At 62.1% G+C, this 25,250-nt stretch carries 19 protein-coding genes and 1 tRNA gene; 6 read left to right on the forward strand and 14 right to left on the reverse strand.

The genetic code is table 11. The annotated features are described in order from the left end of the window. Window positions 1-29: 29 nt before the first annotated feature. The 5 genes from HF955_RS00060 to HF955_RS00080 form a co-directional block, all read right to left on the reverse strand. On the reverse strand, window positions 30-1,175 hold the full coding sequence (locus HF955_RS00060) for an OmpA family protein (RefSeq protein WP_291076990.1): 1,146 nt from the start codon (window positions 1,173-1,175) through the stop codon (window positions 30-32). A gap of 204 nt (window positions 1,176-1,379) precedes the next feature. Next, window positions 1,380-2,192 carry a serine O-acetyltransferase gene (cysE, locus tag HF955_RS00065; RefSeq protein ID WP_027836523.1) on the reverse strand — a complete coding sequence of 271 codons (813 nt, stop codon included), beginning with the start codon at window positions 2,190-2,192 and terminating at the stop codon, window positions 1,380-1,382. Between the two features lie 70 nt (window positions 2,193-2,262). Beyond that, the gene (locus tag HF955_RS00070; RefSeq protein ID WP_291076991.1) at window positions 2,263-5,382 is read right to left on the reverse strand and encodes an efflux RND transporter permease subunit; all 3,120 of its coding nucleotides are present in this window, start codon (window positions 5,380-5,382) and stop codon (window positions 2,263-2,265) included. Between the two features lie 5 nt (window positions 5,383-5,387). After that, window positions 5,388-6,572, reverse strand: a complete 1,185-nt coding sequence (locus HF955_RS00075; protein WP_291076992.1) for an efflux RND transporter periplasmic adaptor subunit — start codon at window positions 6,570-6,572, stop codon at window positions 5,388-5,390. Further along, the gene (locus tag HF955_RS00080; RefSeq protein WP_291076993.1) at window positions 6,569-7,279 is read right to left on the reverse strand and encodes a TetR/AcrR family transcriptional regulator; all 711 of its coding nucleotides are present in this window, start codon (window positions 7,277-7,279) and stop codon (window positions 6,569-6,571) included. The genes HF955_RS00075 and HF955_RS00080 overlap by 4 nt, the downstream gene beginning before the upstream one ends. 135 nt (window positions 7,280-7,414) lie before the next feature. Here HF955_RS00080 and HF955_RS00085 point away from each other — a divergent pair, with 135 nt between their 5' ends. Further along, window positions 7,415-8,044 carry a nitroreductase gene (locus HF955_RS00085; protein ID WP_291076994.1) on the forward strand — a complete coding sequence of 210 codons (630 nt, stop codon included), beginning with the start codon at window positions 7,415-7,417 and terminating at the stop codon, window positions 8,042-8,044. Here the strand turns inward: HF955_RS00085 and queF are convergent. Both queF and HF955_RS00095 read right to left on the reverse strand, forming a co-directional pair. After that, the gene (gene queF / locus HF955_RS00090) at window positions 8,041-8,508 is read right to left on the reverse strand and encodes a preQ(1) synthase (RefSeq protein ID WP_291076995.1); all 468 of its coding nucleotides are present in this window, start codon (window positions 8,506-8,508) and stop codon (window positions 8,041-8,043) included. The genes HF955_RS00085 and queF overlap by 4 nt on opposite strands. A gap of 1 nt (window position 8,509) precedes the next feature. Then, complete coding sequence (locus HF955_RS00095) at window positions 8,510-9,532, reverse strand: calcium/sodium antiporter (protein ID WP_291076996.1); 1,023 nt, start codon at window positions 9,530-9,532, stop codon at window positions 8,510-8,512. A gap of 221 nt (window positions 9,533-9,753) precedes the next feature. Between HF955_RS00095 and HF955_RS00100 the strand changes: the two genes are divergently transcribed. The 3 genes from HF955_RS00100 (at window position 9,754) to HF955_RS00110 (ending at window position 16,315) form a co-directional block, all read left to right on the forward strand. Continuing rightward, entirely contained in the window at window positions 9,754-11,589 is a 1,836-nt protein-coding gene (locus HF955_RS00100; protein ID WP_291076997.1) for an autotransporter assembly complex family protein, read from the forward strand. Between the two features lie 26 nt (window positions 11,590-11,615). Continuing rightward, a complete protein-coding gene (locus tag HF955_RS00105; protein WP_291076998.1) occupies window positions 11,616-15,701 on the forward strand; it encodes a translocation/assembly module TamB domain-containing protein in 4,086 nt (1,361 codons plus the stop codon). 245 nt (window positions 15,702-15,946) lie between these two features. After that, the gene (locus HF955_RS00110; RefSeq protein ID WP_291076999.1) at window positions 15,947-16,315 is read left to right on the forward strand and encodes a helix-turn-helix transcriptional regulator; all 369 of its coding nucleotides are present in this window, start codon (window positions 15,947-15,949) and stop codon (window positions 16,313-16,315) included. A 12-nt stretch (window positions 16,316-16,327) separates the two neighbouring features. Here the strand turns inward: HF955_RS00110 and HF955_RS00115 are convergent, their stop codons facing one another. Beyond that, on the reverse strand, window positions 16,328-17,311 hold the full coding sequence (locus tag HF955_RS00115) for a LysR family transcriptional regulator (RefSeq protein WP_027836531.1): 984 nt from the start codon (window positions 17,309-17,311) through the stop codon (window positions 16,328-16,330). Between the two features lie 173 nt (window positions 17,312-17,484). Continuing rightward, window positions 17,485-17,560, reverse strand: a tRNA-Thr gene (locus HF955_RS00120). A gap of 244 nt (window positions 17,561-17,804) precedes the next feature. On the opposite strand from HF955_RS00120, the gene HF955_RS00125 reads away from it, so the two are divergent. Further along, the gene (locus HF955_RS00125) at window positions 17,805-18,278 is read left to right on the forward strand and encodes a hypothetical protein (protein ID WP_291077001.1); all 474 of its coding nucleotides are present in this window, start codon (window positions 17,805-17,807) and stop codon (window positions 18,276-18,278) included. Window positions 18,279-18,502: 224 nt separating this feature from the next. Then, on the forward strand, window positions 18,503-20,233 hold the full coding sequence (gene metG / locus HF955_RS00130; RefSeq protein WP_291077002.1) for a methionine--tRNA ligase: 1,731 nt from the start codon (window positions 18,503-18,505) through the stop codon (window positions 20,231-20,233). Here metG and HF955_RS00135 read toward each other — a convergent pair. From HF955_RS00135 to HF955_RS00155, 5 genes are all read right to left on the reverse strand, one after another. Further along, window positions 20,224-20,838 carry a DUF938 domain-containing protein gene (locus HF955_RS00135; protein WP_367279808.1) on the reverse strand — a complete coding sequence of 205 codons (615 nt, stop codon included), beginning with the start codon at window positions 20,836-20,838 and terminating at the stop codon, window positions 20,224-20,226. The two genes, metG and HF955_RS00135, sit on opposite strands and share 10 nt — an antisense overlap. Window positions 20,839-20,912: 74 nt before the next feature. After that, window positions 20,913-21,923: an aldo/keto reductase gene (locus HF955_RS00140; RefSeq protein WP_291077004.1), complete on the reverse strand. Its 1,011-nt coding sequence runs from the start codon at window positions 21,921-21,923 to the stop codon at window positions 20,913-20,915. Further along, the gene (locus HF955_RS00145) at window positions 21,923-23,677 is read right to left on the reverse strand and encodes a class I adenylate-forming enzyme family protein (protein ID WP_291077005.1); all 1,755 of its coding nucleotides are present in this window, start codon (window positions 23,675-23,677) and stop codon (window positions 21,923-21,925) included. The genes HF955_RS00140 and HF955_RS00145 overlap by 1 nt, the downstream gene beginning before the upstream one ends. Window positions 23,678-23,873: 196 nt before the next feature. After that, the gene (locus HF955_RS00150; RefSeq protein ID WP_291077006.1) at window positions 23,874-24,524 is read right to left on the reverse strand and encodes a hypothetical protein; all 651 of its coding nucleotides are present in this window, start codon (window positions 24,522-24,524) and stop codon (window positions 23,874-23,876) included. Between the two features lie 96 nt (window positions 24,525-24,620). Further along, a complete protein-coding gene (locus tag HF955_RS00155) occupies window positions 24,621-25,232 on the reverse strand; it encodes a hypothetical protein (RefSeq protein WP_291077007.1) in 612 nt (203 codons plus the stop codon). Window positions 25,233-25,250: the final 18 nt, after the last annotated feature.

The raw sequence follows: 25,250 nt of genomic DNA on the forward strand, positions 1-25,250 counted from the left end.
ATGTTTACTTTCGACGTATCAGGAGGAAATCATTCGGAAACACGGATCACCCGTATTTCAATTCGGCGGTTCTGGGCCCGCCCTTGCGGTGTGGTGTTGGAGGCAACCGGGCTGGCATCCCCATAGCCCGTGGCCACAAGCCGGCCGGGAGGCACCCCCCGCGCAATCAGCGCATTGCGCACTGCCTCTGCACGCGCCTGGCTCAGCGCGCGGTTCATGTCCGGCAATCCGGTACTGTCCGTATAGCCCGCAATACGCAGAGTCCCCGGACAGGACCGCACGGCTTCCGCCACGCTGTCCAGCAGGCCCGCACTGGATGCACCGATCACGGCGCTCGAGGACTGGAACTCGATCCGCGTGTCCCCCAGCAGATCGGCGAGAGAGGATTCGCAAGTCGCCACGGCCTCGTGCGCGATGATGTCCACCGCGCCAACTTCTCCCAGCGGGATCGGCGCAATTGCCATCTCGCGAACCGCGGCAGCCTCGGCCCCCGGCAGTTCACAGCTCAACGAGAACCGGTTGTCATTGAACCCCGCCACGCCCCGGTCACACCGCGTCACCGTGTTCAGGCCGCGCTGCGCCACTTCGAAGAATCCGGACGGCGCCGCATCCTGGGTGATCGACAGACTGTCCTGAATCGAGAGGATACGCGGCGGATCGATTTTCGCCCGGGCTGCGGAGACGATTTGCTGTCGGACGGAATTGTCCGGCATGTCCCCGTCCAGCGTCAGCACGCCGTTGGCGACACGGAACGACCAGTCGATTGCCGTGGCCGGAGTGCCCTCGCCCAGGTTTGAATAATCGAACGCGTCCCGCACACGCGTGACCGGGCGCGCAGATCCGAACAGGGTCGGTGCGCGAGCCCGCCGCACGGCGGCGACGGCCGCTTCGGCAGCCTCCCGGCTGGGTGGGCGCCCTTCCAGCGTGATCCATTGTCCCGAAACATTGGCCCGGGCCCACGCGGCATCTGCCTCGATCAGGGCTTCGGCAGCTGTCCGCCCGGCGGTCGACTGCACAACGCCAAAGGCGAACGGCCAGAGCGCGAACAGCAACAACAGCCCCAGCGCAATCAGCGGAATGCCGCCCAATGGAAAGAATGGCACAGGCTCGCCGGATGCCCGCCGCACCTTGCGCGTTTGCAGGAACCGTCCCCCGGTGCCGGTGCTGTCACTCAAACTGCAACCCTCATCACGCCTGTTATCCACGCCCCACCCGATTTCGGGAATTGCGTCAAACACTAGCCGAAACAAAGGGCTCCAACAACATTCCGATCCCGAAATGAAACGTCCGCGAAGACAATATTGCTGACAATTCTTCTTGGGATTCAGCCGGGGCGAGAGTTGTAATCAAGGCAAACGCCTGTCACGCGAACCGGGGCTTTACTTGCCGATGTCGTCGGGAATCGTCTGGTCCATGGTTTCTGCCGGATGACAGCAGGACGGGCCGCTGACAATGCGCGCCGGAACACCGGCCACCGTGCATTTCGCCGGTACATCCTTCAGCACAACGCTGCCGGCCGCCACCTTGGCCTCGTCGCCGATCTGGATGTTGCCCAGCACCTTGGCACCGACCGAGAGCAGCACGCCCTTGCCGATCTTCGGATGGCGATCGCCGACTTCCTTGCCGGTGCCGCCCAGCGTGACGCCATGCAGCAGCGAACAGCCATCGCCCACGACCGCCGTTTCACCAATCGTGATGCCGGACGCGTGGTCGAGCATGACGCCGGTGCCGATGCGGGCGGCCGGATGGATGTCCACTCCGAACAGTTCCGAAGCGCGGCTCTGAAAATGGAAGGCCAGTGTCTCCCGCCCTTCGCGCCACAGGAGGTTGGCCACGCGATAGGTCTGCAGGGCGAGGAAGCCCTTGAAATAGAGAAAGGGCTGCAACATGCCACGGCAGGCCGGATCCCGCTCCAGCACGGCCTGCATGTCGGCTTCCGCCGCATCGACCAGCGAGCGATGGGTGTCATAGGTCTCGCCCAGGATCTGACGCACCTGCTGGGTGCTCATCACCGGACTTTTCAGCTTCTCCGCGAGATGAAATGAAAGCGCCTGACACAGTGTGGCATGGGCCAGGATGGCCGAATTCAGATAGCTCGCCAGGGTCGGCTCATCTGCCGCAGCGGCGCGGGCCTCGAATCTGAGGCGGTTCCAGGCGGGCGCCGGGGCGCCGATATCCGGGTTCTCTGGCATGTCTCTTCCTTCCGGTCCCTGATCTATCGAAATGGGCCGTTTTGGCCCGAGTGCAACCCCTGTTGCCGGTTTACTCTGCTGGCACTTCGCGGCCGCCGAACATATGGCGCAGGGCCTTCCGCACCGGTTTCATCGTCGTGATCCGGAAGATGGCCGGCGTGAAGTACAATGCCAGCAGTGCCGAGCCGCCGACCCCGCCGGAAATGCCCGCCGCCAAAGGCATCCAGAAAGAATCCCCGGTCAGCAGGATCGGCACGAAACCGCCCATCGTGGTCAACGTGGTCGCCACGATATGCCGTGTGGCATCCACCACAACTTCGCGCTGGGCGATCACATCATCCGCCATGGCGCCGGGATTGGCCCTCAACAATGACAGAACGACAATGGAGCCATTGATCGCAATGCCGAACAGGCCCAGCCCGCCGATGATCGCATTGAACCCGAATGGCAGGTTGAACAGCCACACGCCGAAAAAGGCATAGCCCAGCGACAGGAACCCGGAGGCCAGCACCAGCAGCATCATGCGGAAGGAATTGAACACCAGCATGATCGCCCCTGCCATCACCATCACCAGCGGCACGCCAACAGCGGCGAGATTGCCGAGGGCGTCGCTGGAATTCTCCGCCTCCCCGCCAATCACGACGTCATAGCCCGCCGGGATGTGGAATCCGGTGTCCGCGAAGCGCGCCTGATAATCCGCCAGCACAGGCGCCGGCAAGGTATAGGGATCGAGATAGGCCAGGATCTGGTTCATGCGCTGGCCATTGCGCCGCGTGATCACGGCAGTCTCCGGGACGAGCGTGACATCGCCCAGGGCCGAAATGGGCGTGCCGGCACCGGTGCCAACCGTGGCGGAGCGCAGATCCGCCATGCCGGATCGACGCGACATGGGGGCAATCACCTTCACCGGCAGTTCCTCGGTGCCCTCCAGAACGGAGCCGGCCCGGACGCCTTCCAGCTCCGCGCTCAGATCTGCAGCAATATCCGTCAGACGCTCGCCCGCCATGGCAGAAGCGGCCTCATCGGCCTGCAGGCGCATGGTCGGCGCGCCAAGCTCGAGCGAGGCAACCGTGTAGGTGATCCCCGGCGTCTGGCCGAGCACGCCGCGGATCTCGTCGCCGATCCTGTCCAGCGTATCGAAATCATTGCCCATGATGCGCAACTCGATCGGCGCATCCGCTGGAGGTCCCTGTTCGAATGGCAGGGCCAGGAAGCGCGCGCTTGGAAACTCCTCACGCACCATGCGCTGCACTTCGCCGACGATCTCGTGCGTGCGCTCATTCGAATCCAGCTGAATCCAGCCGGTGGCGAACCCTTCAACGCCTTCGGTATTGTTGAGGACATTGTAATAGACACGCGGAGATGGCTGGCCGAGCACCCAGGTCACATCCTCCACCCCCTCGATGGCACTGATCATGTCCGTTGCGCGGTGCGCCACATCGACCGTGTCATGTATGTCCGCTTCAGGTGACAGCTGGAACGTCACCTGAAACTGGTCGCGCTCCGTCTGCGGAAAGAACTGAGAGGGCAACTGACCCACCAGCCAGAACCCGAAGATTGCCGGCGCCACGCCGATGGCGATGCCGAGCAGCGGGAATCGCAGCGTCGCTTCGATGGAGGCCCGATAGCCATCCGAGATGAAATCGTTCATCACGCCGTCCCGCCACCAGCGGCGCGGGCGTTTCGCCTGTCCGGTTTCCCAGCCGCGCTTGCGGTCAAACCAGCCGGCCATGGCGGGGATCACGGTGATGGAGACGATGAAGGAAGCCGAAATCGAGAACACAACCGACAGGCCGATCATGCCCACAAATTCTCCGGCGCCGCCGGGAAGCAGGGCAATCGGCGCAAACGCCAGGGCTGTGGTCAGTGTGGACGCCGCCAGCGGCGCAGCCAGATGGCCAAGGCTCTGCCGGATGGCCTCGAACCGGTTCTTCCCCTTGGCCCGCAACTGGTCGAACTCGTCAACCACGACAATCGCATTGTCGATAAGAAGTCCAAGCGAAATGACGAGGCCGGTCACCGACATCTGGTGGAGCGGATGACCGAACACGCTGAACAGGATCAGCACGAGGCTGATCGTCAGCGGGATGGCCATGCCGACCACGATGGCCGAGCGCCACCCCATCGTGACGAACAGGACAAGCACGACGATGAAGGCCGAGAACAGCAGGCTTTGCGCAAGGCCGTTCAACCGGTCATTGGTGTAGCGGCTCTGGTCGAACACGGTCTCGACCTTCAGCCCCGGCGGTGCAGAGGCTGCAAACTCGTCCGCGATCGCCCGCGCGCTTTCCGCCCATCTGTCCACACGCTGCCCGGGTGAAATGTACACACCCACCAGCACCGTCCTCAGATTGTTCTCATAGGCCTGTTTCGTCGCCGGGTCCGCATAGCCTTTCTCGACCCGGGCAACATCGCCAACGCGCACGGCCGATCCGTCGGCGCGCTGCAGAAGCGGCACCTGACGGACCCGGGATATGCCATCAAATTCACCGCCGACTTCCAGGCCGATTGTACCGCCTTGCCCGCGCAGACGCCCGGCCGGAGTCTTGCTGTCCGCCGATGCGATCAGTCCCGCCGCGTCGCGGAAGGACAGGCCGGCTGCCGATAGCGCCTGCGGGTCGACCACCACACGCACTTCTTCTTCGGGCAGGCCGTAGGTTTCGGTTTCCTCCGTGCCGGGCAGGCGCTGGAACTTGTCCTCGAGATCCAGCACCAATCGGCGCATGACGGTGAGGGGCGGATCGCCTTCGCCCGTCCAGGTCAGTCCGACGACCAGCGTCGCCGCGCCCACATAAAGCCGCTCCACTTCCGGCGATCCGACGCCTGCGGGAAACTGCGCCTGCGCCTCCTCGACCTGCCCCCGGATCAGCGTCCAGGTATCGTCCACTTCGCCCTCCGACAGGTCTTCGCGGATCTGGATGCGGACCTGCGAAAAACCGGCCCGGCTGGTGGACGTGACTTCCTCGATCTCGGCAAGCTCCATCAAGGCGGCCTCGACCGGCTCGGTGACCAGCGCCTCGACGCGTTCCGCATCTGCGCCGGGATACGGCGTCAGCACGAAGCCGTAGCGCTCGATCAGGGTCGGATCCTCCTGGCGCCCCAGAGTCAGCATGGCCCCGAGACCGCCAATCAGGACCACCAGGATGGCGAGAATGGCCAGGCGCGGCAACTTGAAGAACAGCGTCGACATGACCTTCAGCCGCCGTTCACAGCCGCCGCGCGATGAACGTCGCGCGGTTCCACCGGCAAGCCAGGCACAATCCGCTGCAGGCCGTCCGTGATGACTCTTTCTCCGGCCTCGACTGCGCCGCGTACAAAGGCCCTGTCCCCGTCGGTGTGCACCATTTCCACGGGCCGTGTGGCAACGGTCCAGCCGGATCCGGCCGGCTCGGCAACATAAATCGTCCACAGGCCGCGGGAAGCGGTCGACAATGATTTCACTGGCACCCAGAAGCCCGGCTCATCGATGTCACGCTGCATGGTCAGGCGCACGACGGCGCCAGAGGCCACAGCGCCGGTATTGTCGATTTCAAACACGGCGGCCACGGTTCGCTGCGCCGGATCGATGACACCGGTCACGCTGCGTAGAACGGCTTCCACCGGACCGGTGTCTGCCTGCAGCTGATAGGTTTCGCCAGGGCTCAGGCGCGCTGCACTCCCGGCCGGCAAGCCGATGCGCGCTTCCAGATGCGCGGCTTCCACAAGGTCCAGCACGGGCTGGCCTGCTCCGGCAATCGTGCCCTCGTCGGCCAGGCGGGCTGTCACCACTCCGTCGAAGGGGGCTGTGATACGGGAGAGGTCAATCTGGACCCGGAAAATGTCGGCCTGCGCCTTCGCGGCTTCCACTCGAGCCAGAGCGGTATCAGCCTGCGCTTCGGCTTCGTCGACCGCCTGCTGGGACACATGTCCCTGCATTTTCAGCTTCCGCTGCCGTTCAACTGTGCTGAGGGCAAGAGAATGCGCCGCGCGAGCTTCCTCGATCACCGCGTCTGCTGACGCAAGCTGGGCCCGCAGACCACGCGTATCCAGGCTGGCCAGCACGCTGCCGCGCTTGACCCGGTCGCCGACATCTACCGCAATGGTCTCGATCCGCCCGCCACTGGAGAATCCCAGCGCGCTGCTGCGTCTGGCTTCCGCGAGACCGGAATAGGTCTCGTTCAGCGTGAAGGCTGTGACCAGTTCGACGGGCGCAACCTGAACCGTCATGGGCGCCGGGGCCGCCTTGGCAATCTTCGGCCCCTCCTCGCTGCGCAGACGGGTCGCAGCAAAGACGAGACCGGCGCAGACCAACGCCAGAACGATCATGAAGAACAACCCTTTCAGGGCTGTCGGCCGCTTGTCGCGCGACACGTCTCCGGTGTGGGGATCAGTCTCTGTCATGAAGTATGTCCTGGAAGGTCGCCATTGGTGTCCGTCACCGCAGGCTTCAACAGGCTGCGGATCTGGAGGCTTGCATGAAACTCGATGAAATCGCTTGCCGAAATCGGGTTCTCGTCCGGGACGAGTTGGTGGAATTTCGGCACGTGAATAAGCAGCTGGGCGAGCCCGTGGGACCCCGCCCAGAGGGACTTTGCCGCCATGACCGGGTCCAGTACGGGATCGAACACGCCCAGTTCCTGTCCCTCTCTGACCATGCTGATCAGCACGCCGAATGCCTGCCCTTTCTGGGATGCGACGAAGCCCTCCCAGGACAGGATACCGGCTCCGTTCTCGGGAAGGTCATGCTGGATGCTGGAAAAGGCCGCAGCATAATGGAAAGGACGCGTCACGGCCGTTTCAACATAGGTCGCGACACACGCTTTCGCGCGCTCCAGAAATGGTCGGTCAGCGCTGGAACTGTTGTCGACCTTCTCGAGCAGCCGTTCGAAGAACGCCTCCTTCAATTCGTCGATCAATTCCTCCTTGGAACCGAAATACTTGTAGATCGCTGCCGGTGAATAATCGATTTCGTCGGCCAGACGCCGGATCGACAGCCCTGTCTCGCCTTCCCGCGCAAAAACGCGCTCGGCAGCCGAGATGATCGACTCCCGCACGCGCAGGCGGCGGCGGTCAGCCGGCGTTACCTCGGGGGCGTTGTCTGTTTCCATTTGATCCAGCGCTCAAGCAGAGTGTTCAGAAAGTGAACACTGTTCACTCTTGTACTCCCATCCACCTGAAATCACAACACGCAATTCGTTAATGGCCGCCTTCAAGATCATCGCGGCGGCACCTATGTTGCGGCAATGACAAAGCGATTCCCCCCCGCCCCCGCCATTGGTACGCCCATGCTGGCCACCCGTCCCAGCGCCGAGGCACGCCAGCTCCTGGCCCGCCGCCGGTCTGCTGGAAAGCACTTCATCAACGAACCAGGCCCATCACCGGACGCGCTCGACGAGTTGCTGGAAATCGCCGCCCGCGTGCCAGATCATCGCAAACTGACTCCATGGCGTTTCATTGTGTTCGAGGGCGAGGCCCGCGCGGATTTCGGTCAGGAACTCGCCCGCATTCGCGGCGAAACGCTTGAAGATGCAGAATCCCGGGACTTGATGGAAGCCGCCGGCCTGTTCCTGCGCGCCCCCACTGTCGTCGCCGTCATCTCCTCGCCGAAAGATGACGGGCGAACACCTGTCTGGGAACAGGAGCTGTCTGCCGGTGCCGTCTGCTACAATCTTCTGCTGGCGGCCAATGCCAGCGGCTGGGCGGGCGCATGGCTCAGCGAGTGGCCGGCCTTTGACTCGCAAGTTGCCGACGCACTCGGCCTGGAGGGCACGGAGCGCGTGGCCGGCTTCATCTATCTCGGCACATCCAGGGTCGCCCCGCCCGAACGCGGACGCGCCTGCATGTCAGACATCGTCACACGCTGGTCGCGCTAGCCCCGGCCACGATAGGACGCGACGCCGGTCTCGGGCACATAGAGTCCTGCCGGCACATCACCCGACTGCCAGAACACATCGATCGGGATCCCGCCGCGCGGATACCAGTATCCGGAGATGCGCAGCCAGTTCGCTTCGGTGAAGTCGAAGATCTTCTTGCCGATGGATACAGTGCATTCCTCATGGAAGGCTCCGTGATTCCGGAAGCTGGTGAGGTAGAGCTTCAGGCTTTTGGACTCGACCAGCCACTCTCCGGGCGCATAGTCGATCACCAGATGGGCAAAATCAGGCTGGCCGGTCACGGGACACAGCGATGTGAATTCCGGAGCCACGAACCGGGTCAGGTACAATGTGTCCGCATGGGGATTGGCCACACGTTCAAGCCGGGCCTCTTCAGGACTCTGCGGTTGGTGGGTCTGCTGGCCGAGTTGGCCCAGCCCCTGATAAATCGGATTGTCAGCCATATTAGAGGATCGCCGGTACGGGAATGAGGTTGAAGGTGAGCCCCATATAGAGCGCATAGGCGAAAAGGAGAACCGCTCCCTCCCAGCGCGCCACCAGCTTGCCCGTAATCGCAAACACCACCATCAGCGCGACCGACAGGACCAGCGCCGCAATATCGCCCACACTGATCAGGCTGTTGCCGATGCCGGAGGCCATTGCATCGGCGGTGACATCGCCACTCGGTTCGCGGCGCACGCTGAACGGGTGCACAAGGGCGGTCAGCCCCAGAATGCCGAGAATGTTGAAGATGTTCGAGCCGATGATGTTGCCCAGCGCGACGTCTGCCTTGCCCCGGAAAGCGGCGATGGCCGACGTCGCGAGTTCCGGCAGGCTGGTGCCGACTGCAACAATCGACAGGCCGATCACGGTTTCGCTGACACCGAATTCCCGCGCGATGACGACGCCGCCATCTACCAGAAATTTGGCGCCAAGCACAACACCCGCAAGACCGGCCAACGCAATCAGCGCGCCCAGCGCAACGCCGTAATTCGCCTCGACCGTCTCCCCTTCCCCAGCATGCATTTCGGCCACCGCGCCCTGGCTGGCCCGGTCTGCCATCAGCGAAAACACAATATAGATCGCTAGAGCAGTAACGAGCAGCGCACCACCGAGCCGCGAGAAAAGATCGAACCAGATCATCGTGCAAAGCAACAGCGTGGCCAACAACATCAGAAGCGTGTCCCGCATGAGGGCGCGAGGGTTGGTGATGATCGGATGAATTACGGCCGCCACACCTAGTACCAGCAGGATGTTGGCAATATTGGAACCGACCACGTTTCCGACCGCTATACCAACGGCATCGGCGTTGATGGCATTGAGGCTGGTCACCAGTTCCGGCACCGAAGTTCCGAAGCCGACGAGTGTCAGACCAATCACCAGTTCGGAGATATTGAGCTTGCGCGCAACACTCACCGATCCCCGGACAAGCCCTTCGCCCCCGACAAACAGGAGGACGAGGCCGCCAAGAACCATCAGATATGTCATGAAAATCCCCGTGGGAAAAAGTTGAAGTGCAAATATGGGGGGATGCGCGACGCGCCGCAATCAGGCCCTTGCCAAGTATTTCTGCGGGAACGGTTGGCGTCGCAAAGCCGCAAAAAAAACAGCTATCGGGTTGGAAGCGACAAATTTCAGCAAACTTGTTCACCGTACACTCAGCTCAATGGCGCACAATTCGCCGTGAATATTCAGGGACTGACGTCGACATGGTAAACCGGGCAGAACGCCTGACCGACACGCGCCGCCTGCAACTTGGCAGAATGGCTGTGTGCTGCGTGGCGCTCGGCCTGTTGCCAGCTTGTGCGTATCTGCGCGGAAACGGAACTGGCGAGTCTGCCACCTCCGGTTCGGCATATATGCCCGTAACCTTCGACGGTGTACCAAACTCCCTGGAAGACGGCGCACGCGATGCCGTATCGATCCGGGCGGGTGCCCCCACCAGTCTTCTGGACGTTCGCCGGAGAGCCAATCAGGCCGCAGACACCCTTCAGGAATACCTCGCATCCGAAGGCTATTTCGCTGCGGTCGTCACGCCTGATCTGGTCGAAGACATGGACATGACGCCCCGGCTGGATGTTGATCCCGGTGAGCGTTTCACCATCGCATCGGTCACTCTTGCTGGCACCGGCGACCTGCCGGAGGAGGTGCTGACCCGACTTGAGCTTGTCTCAGATGAGCTGGGCATCGGCACCTGGGCCGTGACCGAAGACATCGAAAGTCTCGACAAGCGCCTGGTCACCACATTGCGCAAGGCCGGCTATGCCTTTGCCGAAAGCGAAGGGATTGATGCGCTGGCATCCCGGGCGGATTCGACACTGGAGCTGACCTATTCGCTCTCCCCCGGACCGCGCGTCCGCCTGGGAGACCTGATTGTTCCGGTGGACTTGAAAACGCGTCCGGGCGCCATCCGCACCCTGCGCAACTGGCAACCCGGAGACTTCTACAAGCCGGACACAATGGAAACACTGCGCACGCGCCTGCGCAGCACGGACCTGTTCGACGGGATCGGGGTCAAGATTGCTGAAAATCCGGGAACTGACGGGTATCACTCCGTTGAGCTGCAGCTCTCGGAAGGCAAACGCCGGTCGATCAGCGCAGGTCTCAGCGTGTCCACTTCGGAAGGCGCGGGCGCCACGGCCAGCTGGGAACGCCGCAACCTGACCGGTGTCGGCGACACGCTGGGCGTGGACGCCCAGATCGCCACCCTGACCAGCGAACTGACACTGAGCTATGAACGCCCGAACATCGGCAGATATGGCCGCGATTTCTCAGCCGAGACCGGCATTCGTGCGGAAGAAACGGATGCCTACGACCTGCAGGGCGTCAGTGCCACAGCCAGCCTGTCGCAACCCTTCAATGATCACTTCACATTGTCCGCAGGCGCAACAATCGACGCGACGCGGTCAACCGACTATGAATTGCGATCCGCCGGCCAGGATGAATATGTCGAACAGGTCACCTTTTCGTTCCCGTTGGGCGCGACCTACGACACGGTGAAACAGCCGCTGGACCCGCAGGCCGGCAATCGTATCGCACTGGGTGTAGAGCCGGGCGTCTCAGTTGGCGACAGCGAGGCGCCCTTCACACGCATTACGACATCGGCATCGACCTACAGAAAGATTACCGACCGGCTTGTGGCGGCTGTCCGCGCCGAGGCCGGCACTTTCCTTGGCGATGATGATGTGCCGGTGGACCGGAAATTCTACGCCGGAGGCGGCGGCTCTGTCCGTGGCTTCGAATATCAATCCCTGTCTCCCACCGATACCGACGGCAACATCATTGGCGGCGATGCGATGTTTGCAGCGTCCGCGGAACTCCGGTTCCGGCACTCCGACCGCTGGGGATACGTCGCCTTCGTGGATTCGGGTTACGCCGCTGGCTCGATTGATGAGGCCATCAGCGAGATGCGCATGTCTGCTGGCTTCGGCATTCGCTTCTATCCGGGGTTCGGTCCGATCCGGTTCGACATTGCGACGCCGCTGGACCGGCAGGAGGGTGAAGATCCGGTTCAGATCTATGTGTCGATCGGGCAGGCATTCTGATGTCAGTCCTCTCGCCGCTCCTTGGAATGGTTCGTCGTCGCCCCTGGCTGGTGGTGAGCCTGTCGGTCCTGATGGTCGTGCTGGCCTGCCTGGCCGCAGCGCGCCTCTGGATCGGGTCCAGCGGCGGACGCGCCTTCATCGAATCGCAGATCGACGGACGCAAGGCGGGAAGCTTCGGACGGATCGACATAGAAGGCTTGTCAGGCGACCCACTTGATCGGTTCGGCGCCGCGCGGATCACCCTGACAGATGCCGAAGGGGTCTGGCTGTCCATCGAGGATGTTGATCTGGCCTGGTCACCCGCCCGGCTGATGTCGCGAACGGTAAAGCTCGACCTTGTCAGCGCCGGAAAGGTGGACATCCGCCGGCGCCCCGTCACGGAAACACGCGACAAGCAGACTGATGGCTCTTCCGGCGACTGGGCCGTGTCGCTCGACCAGTTGAAGATTGACGAATTGCTGTTGCAGGAGGGAGTCGCCGGGCCGCGCGCCGTGTTCACGATAGACGGCCGGTTCCGCCTGCCCAAGGAAAAGACGTTCGACCTGTCGGTTACCGCCCTGCCTCTTGAGGGCGTAGGCGACCGGATCGACGCAACGCTGAAGCGCGCGGTTTCCGGCGCCTACCGTCTCGATACGGAGATTAAGGCCCCAGCCGGCGGCACGCTGGCTTCTCTGGCCGGGCTTCCCGAAGGAGAAAGCGCGCAAATCATTGCCCGCGCCAGTGGCACATTGCGGGAGGGCGACGGCTTTGCCGAAGTCAGCCTGTCCGGTGAGACCGTGGGCGAAATTACCGGCAAGATCAGCGACAGCGATTTGCGGGCCAGTGCGAATGTCAACGGGAGTCGATTGCCGCTGCCAGACAATCTGACGAAACTGATTGGCCCTCAAGCCAGCATGACGCTCGACGCAACAATCGGAAAGCGGAACATTCCCTTTGACGTGTCTGCCGCAGGACAGGCCGGAACCGTCGCCGCCGGCGGCACTTATCGACGCCGTACATCAGACTTTGACGGCCCCGTTTCCCTTGATGTCGCCTTCGACGGCCTCAAGGAGTTGTCAGACGTCGATGCCCGCATTTCCTTCCAGGGGACAGTGGACGGTCCGATAGGGAGTCCCGTGCTGGCTGGCACTGCCAGCCTGGCCGCCGCCGCGGACTCCGGACTTCCCTTTGAGCGGCTTGAAGGACCCGTAACCGTCCAGACTGACGGTTCGGATGTAGACCTGACGGCCTCGCTCGCCGCCGCCGGTCTTCTGAAATCCAACTCGACGGCGCGGCGCATTCTGGGATCCACACCACGCGCGGACATCGCGGCCAGATACAATCGCGACAGCGGCCTGCTCACACTGTCCCCGTCAACCGCGCGCCTTGCCCGCGGGGCCATCGCTGCAAACGGAACGGTCGACACACGCGCGCGCACCCTGAATCTGGTCGCACGGCTGGACGGGGTCTCCGGGTTTGTCGCGTCGGCGCCATCTGTTTCCGCATCCGGAAGTGTTCGCCTGGCGGGGAACTTCTCCGCACCGGGCGCAGTAACCGACCTGACGATCCGGAATCTTGAAACCCTGAACACGACCCTGGCCGAATTGCTTGGCAGCGCCCCCCGTCTGAAAGCGACCGCGGAGAAATCAGGCGACGCTTTTCGCATCCTTTCCGCCACACTTGAGGGAGAGGTTGTGTCCGCAACCGCGTCCGGACAGTACACACCGAGCGGCCCGGTCGCGATCCGCGGCCGGTTCACTCAGGCGCGCGAAGTCACATTGTCCGGCACGGAAATCGATCTGTCTGGTGGCAGCTTCGATGTGTCCGGCTCGAACGGCATGCACGAGATCCGCCTGACCTCGGATGACGGCAACTTCCAGCGCAGCGGAATAGATATCGATGCCCTGACGACGGATGTATCCCTGTCACGCCGAGAGGATGGGTGGGCCGGGCCAATTGCCGTGGCAGGACTGATGGACACCCAGCCGGTTCAGATAACCGCCGGCGCTTCCTGGCAATCGGGGATCTTTGCCCTTCGCGATATCCGGTCCGACTACGAGTCCGCCCAATTGTCCGGCGAACTTTCCTATGGCGGAGACACCGGCCTCGACCTGGATATTGACCTGGCGGGCGACCGCTTCGCTTTCGGGGATCGCCGTATCGGAGCGTTTGACATACGTCTGGCCGTTGACCGCGCTCCGGACACGGATGTGTCCATCATCGCCTCCGGGCAGGTGGCAGACATATGGCTGTCGCCGTCCCTGCGGTTTGATTCCGTGGACGGTCAGGTTCGCAATGCGCCGGAAGGCTACAATTTTACCGTACAGTTGAAACGGTCCCATGACACGCGCCCCACCGACCTAAGCCTGATGGGCGAGGCCAGCTTCTCGGCTGAGTATACGGGCGGCCAAATCGAACTCGACGGGACGCTGCTCGGGGAACAGGTCCGGTCCATCCAGCCGGTCAACTGGCAACTGGGCGACACGCCCGCCATCGAGGCCCATCTCGCGCTGTTCGGGGGAACCATCCGCGCAGACATATCGGAAGACGACCGCAATCCCCGGCTGGGGCTCAGCGTGGATGAGGTCGATCTCGCGCCATTGTTTGCGTCGGCCGGACTGGCGACCCGGCAGGTCATGGTCAACGGCCAAGGCGAATTCGATCTGTTTGGCGCGAACCCGACCGGCCAGTTCGACCTTGTGGTGGCGGGCCCTCTGCCGGGGCTGGAACGGACCCTGGCCGTGGATGTCACCGGGCGGCTGCGCGATGGCGCGCTGCGGGTCACGGGCGACGGCGACTATGGCGCCCTGCATCTTGACGGCACCGCCGTCCTGCCGGTGAGGGCCCAACCGGATCGCATGGCCCGGCTCGATCTGGACCAGCCGGTTTCGGGCACTGCCCGCCTCGCCGGAGACCTGTCGGACCTGCGATCACTGGCGCTGGCCTACGGGCACGATCTTGGCGGAACAATCGACGCGTCGGCCAGCCTGTCCGGTTCCTTGCGGCAACCGCGTCTGGACGCCAGTGCGGACGTGACGGACGGTATTTACGAATTCGGCGCCACGAGTCTCCGCCTTGTCGATCTCGACCTTGCGACCCGATACGCAGATCAGGTCCTCACCGTGAACGGGACGGGGAAAGGCGCGGAAGGCGGCACAGCGCGTGTTTCCGGCAAGGTGTCAGGCGAATCGACAGACTTGAGAACGGACTTCACCGACCTCCTGGTCTATGATCGCGACGGTGACAGCCTGGTGGCCGGCGGCGAGGTGACGATCACCGGAACGCCGACCGGACGTGACGTGTCCGGAACGGTGACCGTGCAATCGGCACGCTTCAACCTGGACAATCTGCCTTCCTCACGGGCCCAGGCCATTGATGTGCACTGGAAGGAAAATGGCGATGAACCCTCCGCTCAAAGTGCCTTGAGACAGTCCCTGACGCTCGACATCAAGATCACGGCCGACCGGCGCGTATATGTCGACGGGCGCGGCCTGGAGAGCGAATGGGGAGCAGACCTGAAACTGTCCGGCACGGCCGCCAGCCCCCGCCTGAATGGAACAGCCACGATGCGGCGCGGTACGCTGGACCTGGCCGGACGCCCGTTCGTGTTTGATTCGGGAACCATCACCTTTGACGGCCCGATTCAGCGGGCCCGGCTGGATATCGAAGCCGACCGCACGGTGAATGGCTTCGAAGCCAAGGTGAACCTGACTGGCTCGCCCACCAATCCGAGCATCGAATTGAGCAGTTCGCCCGATCTGCCGGAAGACGAGATTCTTTCGCGACTCCTGTTCGGGCGATCCTCGGTTGACCTGTCGGCGCTGGAGGCCGCCCAACTCGCCAATTCCATTGCGCGACTCAGTGGCAATGGCTCGGGATTCGATCCGACTTCGCAGATTCAGGCGGCTTTGGGGGTCGACCGGCTGTCTTTTGGCACATCCGAAGAAGGAACGGCACAAGTAGGTGTCGGACAATACATCGCAGAGGATGTATATCTCGAGTTGAACTCCGCAGGAGCTGCAGGAAGCTCCGTTGAAGTTGAGTGGGAACCAAGACCTCAAGTCTCTGTTACTTCAGAAACTACTACAGATGGCGAGGCAAAGCTCTCCGTAGAGTGGAAGAAGGATTATTAAATTTCGCTCAGGCGCATCCACCAAAAGTGGGATGCCGGTTAAGTTGATCTAAATCAGCCAATTACACAAGACGCTGCTTTTTTTGGGTTTTTTGGCCGAAAAAATTAGTCCAATATCGGAACGGATATCAGGATGTAATACAGATTCCGCGCTGCATTCCGTTTTCTTGGGTATTGGTGATCTTGCCATAACACCCTTTGCGCGAAAATTGTTTACCTCTGATGGAGATACGGAGCGACAGAGACATGAAGCAATCTACTTCCAGAGCCCCGACCGCGGTCGATCAAATGGTTGGCGAGAAGATCCGAAAACTTCGTCTTGACCGTAATCTCACGCTTGCCGAACTGGGATCGGAGCTGGGCATCAGCCACCAGCAACTTCAGAAGTACGAGACCGGCACCAACCGCCTGAGCGCCGGCATGCTGGCCAATGTCGCGGAGGTATTGCGCGTCTCCATTGCGAGCCTGTTTGAGGACGAAAATGCAAACGATGGCAAGAAGGTAGACCCTTCTGCCAAGGTGCGCGCCGAATGCCATTCCTGGATTGACCGGACGCCGTCGAAGGAACGCCTCAGCATGATGGCGCGTGTCCTTCGGGCAATGTCGGCAGACTAGGCTCCCGGTCCTTCAGAATGCCGTGAGCCGGGCGGCGCTGCCGCCCGTTTGCCGCCGCAGTTTTGCGACCTGTTTGGGATGAATGAAGTCATCCGTGAACCAGGGCGATGCCTGCTTGTCGAACAGGCCCTTGATCCATTCGATCATCAGATTTCCCAAAGGTGACCGCCGCGTTTGCTCGGTATACGCCATCCAGAACTGGATCGGCGCGACTTCCGACATGTCGAGCGCAACAAGGTCCGGAAAGACGTCCTGCTGATAGGTCGGCAACAAGGCGATTCCCCCGCCCTGCCGACAAAGCTCGATCATGGCGCTGGCCGAATTGGTGACGAAGGCAAAATCGATCATCTTCTTCAATTCTTCGGCCTTTGGCGCCCAACGCTCGACCTGCTGGACGTATGATTCGTGCAGGATGCAGCGGTGATGATGGTATTCGAACAGGCTGGACGGCTGACTGTCGCGTGAGTTGAGATACTCCTGCGAGGCAAAGCCGATATAATGCAGCGTTCCCAGCTTGTGGCTGATGATTTCCGGATCGCGCGGTTCGGAAAACTGGATGGATATGTCCGCCTCGTCGTTCAACAGGTCCGGTTCGTGCTCATCGATATGCATACGTATCTGTGCGCTGGGATGAGCTTCCTGGAACTCCTTCAGGCGCGGCGCAATCCAGTAAGGGCCGACACCATCGCCCGTGCCAATCCGGATCCGCCCTTCCAGGCCGCTGCTTTTCCCGATGGCCTGGCTGAGCACTTCATTGGCGGCGTCTTCCATCAACTGGGCATAGCGCAACACCACCTTGCCGGTTTCTGTCAGTTCCACCCCGCGCGTCGATCGCGTGAACAATTTGCTGTTCAGGAATTCCTCGAGTTCATCGATCTTGCGGCTCACCGTCGGAGGCGATTCCTTCAGTCTGGCCGCCGCAGACGTCATGCTGCCGATCTCGGCCACGGCCTTGAAGACACGCAGCTTGTCCCAATCGATGCGAAGGTTCGTCATGTTGCATCCAGCTTAGGGCAAGTAACTTCGAGGAATGAGCCCAGCATTCACGCAAAGAACTTGCTTCGCCACAGGCGAATACGGTGTTTACAAGAAAATACTACCTGACAGGCGGGGTTTTACAATGACACGACACCAGCTGATGCAGGATTTTGCAGCTGATGACTGTCTGATGGTGCCGGCTGAGGGACTCGAACCCCCGACCCTCTGATTACAAATCAGATGCTCTACCAGCTGAGCTAAGCCGGCCACCGCTGGAACCGCTGTCACTACTTCGATCGTGCAGCCGGCGCAAGTGAAAGCGCCAGTCCGTTATCACGCTTCCTGCAGCAGCGCGCAGAATCCTTCCTAAAACCGCCAGTTTGCCCCAATCGCCCTGCCAGCCGCACATTTCCGCCCCATTGAACGTCTATCCAGTTTGTCATGAGGCCACACGACAGATGTGGCGTGGATGGGTGTCAGCCGACACAACAAGCCTGAAGGAAGACTGCACATGAAACGCGCGCAACTCCTCGCCGGATTCAGCATCGCCGCCATCGCCCTGGCATTTCCCGCCATGTCGGATGCGCCCAAGGCGCCCCCCTCCGAGCCGGTGCATGTGCCGTACGAAAAGACATGCCAGGACAGGCAGATCACCGTCTATTTCTCGAAATACGAATCGATCCTCTCTTCCTATGCTGTCCGGTCGCTCAATACCGCCGGGGACGAGTTGGCCGGATGCGCCGTGACCGATATCCAGGCGCGGGTTGTCTCCGCCGATGCGGCCGATAATTCCGAAGCGGCCAATTTGTCCGAAGCGCGCGCTGCCGTGGTGCTCGAAGCGCTGAACGCCCGCGGCATCCGTGCCCGTGACATCCACACCGATTTTGTACCGGCCCATCTGGCGAATCCGTCGGAGGACCTCACCGTCCCCATGGCGCGCCGTGTGGACCTGACCGTCAAGGCGTCGACCAGCTACGGACTGTAGCCATCAAGCTTCCTCCCACAGGCTCCGGACACGTCACCGCATCCCGGAGCTGCCTCGCCCCGAATGGATTGCAGCCCGTTCGGGGCGTTCTTTTCCCCGGAAATGCCTGACATTTCACAGCCGGGCATTCTTTCCTTTCCTGCGCGCGCCGCTAAAACGTGCTGGGCTGTCGGGCACCCGGCCCGGCTCTGCCTGTAACGCTATTTGGGAAAGACCGCATCTCCATGACGCAAACCCGGCGCATCCTCGTCACCTCCGCCCTGCCCTACATCAACGGCATCAAGCATCTCGGCAATCTGGCCGGCTCGATGTTGCCAGCCGATGTGTATGCCCGGGTGATGCGGCTGATGGGCCATGACGTGACCTATATCTGCGCCACTGACGAGCACGGTACGCCGGCCGAACTGGCCGCCCAGGCGGCAGGAATGAGCGTACAGGCCTATTGCGACGAGCAATACGAAATCCAGCGCAAGGCGGGCGAAGGCTTTCACCTGTCCTATGACTGGTTCGGCCGCTCCTCACGCCCGGCAAACAGCGTGCTGACACAGCATTTTGCACAAGTTCTGGAACAGAACGGGCTGATCGAGGAGCGTACCTCCAAACAGGTCTATTCGATTGATGACGGCCGTTTCCTGCCGGACCGGTATGTCGAAGGGACGTGCCCGACCTGCGGGTTCGAAAAAGCGCGCGGCGATCAGTGTGACAATTGCGGACGCCTGCTCGACCCGGTCGACCTGATCGACCCGTATTCCTCGGTCTCCGGCAGCCGCAATATCGAAATCCGCGACACCAATCACCTCTACCTGCTTCAGGGCCGGATGCAGGACAGGATCCGCGACTGGGTCAACAGCAAGGGCGCCAAATGGCCCAGCCTCGCCGTCTCCATCGCCAACAAATGGCTGGATGAGGGCCTGATCGCCCGGGCCATCACGCGGGACCTCAGCTGGGGTGTCCCGGTCGTCGGAAAAGACGGCGCCCCCCGCGAAGGATTCGAAGACAAAGTCTTCTATGTCTGGTTCGATGCGCCGATTGAATATATCGCGGCAACCCAGGAATGGGCCGAAGCCACGGGCAATGACTGGGAAGCCCTGTGGCGCACCGACAAGGGCGCAGACGAGACCGAATATGTCCAGTTCATGGGCAAGGACAATGTCGCCTTCCATACGGTCAGTTTCCCGGTCACGCTGCTGGGCTCCGGCGAGCCGTGGAAGACGGTCGACAAGCTAAAGGCCTTTAACTGGGTCACATGGTATGGCGGAAAGTTCTCGACCTCGAACAAGCGCGGCGTGTTCATGGATCAGGCACTGGACCTGCTGCCGGCCGATTATTGGCGCTGGTACCTGATCGCCAATGCGCCTGAAGGCTCCGACGCTGCTTTCACCTGGGAAGGCTTCCAGGCTGCCATCAATTCCGACCTCGCAAACGTGCTCGGCAATTTCGTCAACCGGATCACCAAATACACCGTGTCCAAGTTCGACGGCAAGGTGCCGGAAGCCGGACAGGCCGGTGAGGCAGAAGCCTGGATGGTCGCCGAACTGAAAGACCGGCTGCCGCGCCTGATCGAGCATTATGAAGCGATGGAATTCCGCAAGGCCGCCGCCGAGACCCGCGCCATCTGGGCCGCAGGCAATGAATACCTGACCAAGGCCGAACCCTGGGTGAAGTACAAATCGGATGTCGATGCCGCCGCGGTCGGCGTGCGCACCGGCCTAAACCTCGCTGCGCTGTTTGGCATTCTCGCTCTGCCGATCATTCCCGAGGCCGGAAAGAAGATTCTGGACGCTCTCGGCATTCCGGAAGAGCATCGCACTTTCGGGTTCCGCGACATTGCCGGACTGCTCGACAGCCTACCCCACGGAATGGAGATTTCGCCGCCGGACGTCCTGTTCCAGAAAATCGAGGATACCCAGGTCGCGGAGTGGACCGAACGCTTCGGTGGTGGTGATCAGGCCTGACGCCGGAACACCACGCTGAAATTGTTGGCGGGCATCTCCAGAATGCCCGCCACTGACAGCCCCACTTCTTCTGCCATTGGAACAATCTGGCGATCCAGATCCCGGACGCCCCAGGCGGGATCACGCGCCTGAAGATTTTCACTGAACGCCGCGTTTGACGGCGCGATGTCACCATCGCGCGCAAAGGGTCCGTACAGGAACAGGCGGCCACCGGGCTTCAACAGGCGGCCCGCGCCTGCGATGAGGCCGAGCGCGGCTTCGAAAGGCGCAATGTGGATCATGTTGACCGACACGATCGCATCCCAGTGCCCCGGTCGCTCGGCTTCGCCCCAATCGCTTTTGCTGGCATCCAGGATCAGGGGGCCCGAAAGACGGTCATGCGCCGCGCTTTTCCGCCACGCAGCCTGACTGGTCCGGCTTTCCGGGTCGATGTCGGAATAGGTCCAGTGGAGGTCCGTCAGCGCTTCCGTCAGATAGGCGCCGTGCTCGCCGGTGCCGGATGCCACCTCCAGGACATGACCATCCGTACACACATGCTCCCGGAATACTTTCAGGATCGGGTCACGGTTGCGGGCGACGGACGGCGAGAAGCGGCGGCCATCCATTTCCGCGCCGCGCGCCTCGAGGGCGACCGGCTTGCCATTTTCAGATTTCGGGTAGGCCTGATCCGGATCGCCGTTCATTGCGTCTGCTCGAACGGATACATTTCCGTGGTCACCACTGACTGGCCCATCGTATTGTAGCGCGGGCCAACGGCCTTCTCCGGCAGGAAGTGCGCATCAAGCCTTGCGACGATGTCGCCTGAAAGTTCAATTTGCCCTGCCCGCCAGTTCTCCTCGAGATGCTGCAAGTTCGTCGTGCCCGGTATTGGAACCACGTGGTCGCCCTTTGCCAACGTCCAGGCGAGCGCGAGTTGAGCGACGCTGCACCCCACATCTCCGGCACATTCGCGCGCAACGTCCAGCAATGGCAAATTCCCTGCATAATTTTTCGGGGAGAAGCGTGGAAAGATCGAGCCGCGCAAATCCGATGCGTGGAACTTGGCCGGATCGACTGGAGGGTCTGCCAGAAAGCCCCGCCCAACCGGCGAAAAGGCCACCAGTGCCACGCCCAGTTCCTGGCATGCCTGCAGAATGGCGATTTCCGGATTGCGCACCCATAGGGAGTATTCGCTCTGCATGGCAGCGATGGGGTGGACGGCATGGGCCCGGCGCAGATCCGCCTCCCCCATTTCCGACAGACCGATCATGCGGATCTTTCCTTCCTGCACGAGATCGGCAAGCGCACCGACAGAATCCTCGATGGGCACGTTCGGGTCGGGCCGGTGCATGTAATAGAGATCGATCACATCGGTCTGGAGACGTTTGAGACTGGCTTCGCAGGCCGCCTTGATGGATTCCGGGCGGGCATCCAGCGTGCGCTGGCCGTCCTTGAAGCCAAGCACGCATTTGCTGGCGAGCAGGTATTCGCTGCGGCGGTCCCTAAGCGCTTCGCCGATCAGTTCTTCGCTGCGGCCAAAACCGTACAGTGTCGCCGTGTCCAGAAAATCATAGCCGAGATCGAGCGCACGCACGAGCAATGCCTTGGCCGCGCCCTCGTCCATGGGCGGACCATAGGCGTGCGTGATGTTCATGCAGCCCAGGCCGACCGGAAAGACATCCCGGCCGCCAACCTGCCGTACCGGCGCCATCAGGCCGGCTCCGGTTTCTGGAACAGCTCGCGCAGGACCGGCTTCAGGATCTTGCCGTTTGCATTGCGCGGCAGCGGCTCCTCCATGAAAATGATCTTCACCGGCACCTTGAACGCGGCCAGATGACCAGCGGCGTGAGCGCGCAACTCATCCTCGGTCACCGACGTACCCGGCTTCAGTTGCACCACCGCGCCAACTTCCTCGCCCAGCACCTTGTGCGGGATGCCGACGACGGCTGCGTCCATAACGGCGGAATGTTCGTACAGGGCGTTTTCAACCTCGATACAGTAGACATTCTCCCCACCGCGGATCAGCATGTCCTTTGCCCGGTCAACCAGATACAGGAAGCCCTCTTCGTCCAGACGCGCAAGATCTCCGGTCACGACCCAGCCATCCCGGAAGGTTTCCGCCGTGGCGTCCGGACGGTTCCAGTACAGCTTGCAGTTCATTGCACCCTTGCACCAGAGTTCGCCGACCTCGCCCTGGGGCAGCTCATTGCCATCCGAATCGCAGATTTTCAGTTCGACCGCCTTGGGCGGCGCCCCGGCGCTGCCGGGCCGGTTCACATAGTCTTCGCCGATATTCAGCGTGGCCGTGGCGCAGGTCTCCGTCATGCCCCAGCCATTGCCGGGCGCCGCATCCGGGAAGCGCTTCTTGATCGTGGAGACGAGTTCCGGTGCGGATGGCGCGCCCCCATAGGAAATGGCGGCAATCGAGGACAGGTCATACTTGTCCCGGTCCGGATGTTCGAGAAGCTGCCAGGCGATTGCCGGCACTCCTCCGACCGCCGTGACCTTTTCCTGCTCGATGATCGGCAGGGCCTTGCCGGCGTCCCATTTGTACATGGACACAATCTTGTCACCGCGCATCAGGGACGGGATCATGATCGCGAACGCGCCGGTCGCATGGAAGAATGGAATGGCCAGAAGCGTCGCACGCTGCTCGTTCGGATCGGGCTCCGGCACCGGCTCTCCCTTGCGCAGGAACATGCGGGCCTGACACGTCATCGAATTGAACATGTTGGACACCACCGCCCGATGGGTGGCGAGCGCCCCTTTCGGCTTTCCGGTCGTCCCGGACGTGTACATGATCGTGGCGTCGTCATCGGGCCCGACATTGATCGCCGGCCAGGACACGTCGGGCAGGCCTGCCCAGTCATTCGCTCCGCCAATATGGGTTTCCATCTGGGCCACACGCGGATCGCCATATTCGCCTTCAGGGTCGCGCGCGATGATCACATTTTTCAGGTCCGGCAGGTTTTCCCATGCCGCCCGGATGCGCTCATAGATCTGCGGGTCCACAACCGCCAGCTTCACGCCGGCAAAGGAGAGGCCGTATTCCAGCTCCTCGCCGGTCCACCAGGAATTCATCGGCGTTGCGATGGCGCCGATCATGGATGCAGCGAAAAACGCCACGGGCCATTGCGGATAGTTCCGCATGATGATCGCGACACGGTCGCCCTTCTGGATGCCATAGGTTTCCTGCATGACCCCGGCCAGTTTCACCACCGCCTTGGCCAGTGCGCTGAACGTGACGCGCTCATCCTCATAGACGATATAGTCACGGTCGGCGTACTGGACGCTCGCCAGTTGCAGGATCAGCGGCACGGAAGGCGGCGCGTTCTTGTAGAGCTTCATCTCGACGCCATCGACGACGCCATCAACCAGTTCAAGCGGAGAGCCTGGTCCGGCCAGGAGGTCGTTCGCCTGGGCGATGGACATGGCGGGCCAGTTCGGCAAGGTGTCTGCGGGCATGGGTTTCCTCTGAATGTGTGTTTCCTCCACACAATCACGCCGGACCCGACTGTTGAAGGAAAAACTGTCCGTTCAGCCGACAATTTTTCGCGAGGAAGAGCGAATTCCGCCGCCCGTCGCCACAGGCAAAATACGGACACCGCCGGTTTGACGGTGCCCGCAGCGTTTCCGGTCCAGGACCTGAAAAAGTCTCGGTTTATTTCCCGAAATCGCAGAATCGCAGCGCGTGCTCGGTTCCATCCGGCTCGACCGCATCATAGGCCCGTCCGGTCAGCTCGTCGCCATCACAGAGATAGCCGATCTGGTACATGGCGATCAGCGTCTGATTGTCGGGTGTCAGGTCACTGGCGATCATCAGGTCGATGGCGTCCTCATGCCGGCCCAGCTGCATAAGGATGTCGAATTTCTGCTGGCGGGTCGTCTCCGGCTGATTGAGCAGCGTCATCAGCGAATCCGCCTTTCCGCGCGCCGTTTCGAGCAGCGGCAGGGCGCGGTTGTAGGCAGGCGTGTCGTCGAGCGTGTTCACGACTTCCTCGAAATCGTCCACGGCGCCCATGACATCATAGCCTGAAGCGCCCATACGCAGCTCGCCGCGGCGAACCAGCGCCTCGGCAAGTTCCTCGCGCGACAGTTTGGGGTCGCCGGTCAGCTGGGTAAGGCGGTCAATCGCGGTCTGTGTGTTGCCAGCCTCCTGCAGGCCCTCCACGGTCATCATGGCCAGCGTGTACCCGGTCGGGGCGTCTGCGACGGACGGCGCTGTCGCATCCGGGCCAGCCGGCGCAGGCGTCGAGGAACAGGCCGCAAGGGCCAGGGCGGAAGCAGCAGCAAGAAGGCTGATACGAATCATGGGGCGTCTCCAGCAGGAAGTGAAAGGGGTCGACCACCAGTCCTAATCTGCCAACCTGCGCGCGGACAGGGCGGTATTGTGGATTTTATGTGATCTTTATCCGGTCAGTGCCGCGCACCAGTCGAGGCCCTTCAGATCGTCGCGATCGTCGCCATAGGTGTGCAGACGGGCATCGGGATCATCCGCATCGCAGACATAGCCGGCGGCGACCAGTTTTTCGACCTGTTCCGGGGTCGGCGCGAGACCGGAGTCGCGAAACCGGGCCACGGCCGCCTCATGCTCGCCCAGCACCCACATGCCGTCAAACCAGTCCGGCAGGTTCAAAAACCGGTTCATGGACGTTTCAATCCGTTCCACATCGGTACGCGCATAGTCCAGTTCGGTGCGGGCATTGGCGGCCAGCGCATGGTCGGGAGCCAGGGCCAGCATCGCCTCGAAATCCTCAACGGCGCCGCGCCGATTGTCGGCCGACTGGCGACGCAGGCTGCCCCGATGGTACAAAGCCTGGACCTTCTGCTCCGTCGTCAGCGTGTCACGATTGAGGAGACCGCTTAGCTGGCGCTCGGCAGTATAGGGGTTTTGTTCCGACAGGGCCTGCGCGATCACAGTTTCCGGCGGCAGACCGGGATCGACCGGATCCGGCGCGGTGGCGCAGGCGGCCAGAAACAGCGCGGCGGCAAGTAGTGTACTGGTTTGAAGACGTCTCATGGGGCGGCACATAAGACC

This window comes from Hyphomonas sp., assembly GCF_017792385.1.
In the GTDB taxonomy this organism is placed as follows: domain Bacteria; phylum Pseudomonadota; class Alphaproteobacteria; order Caulobacterales; family Hyphomonadaceae; genus Hyphomonas.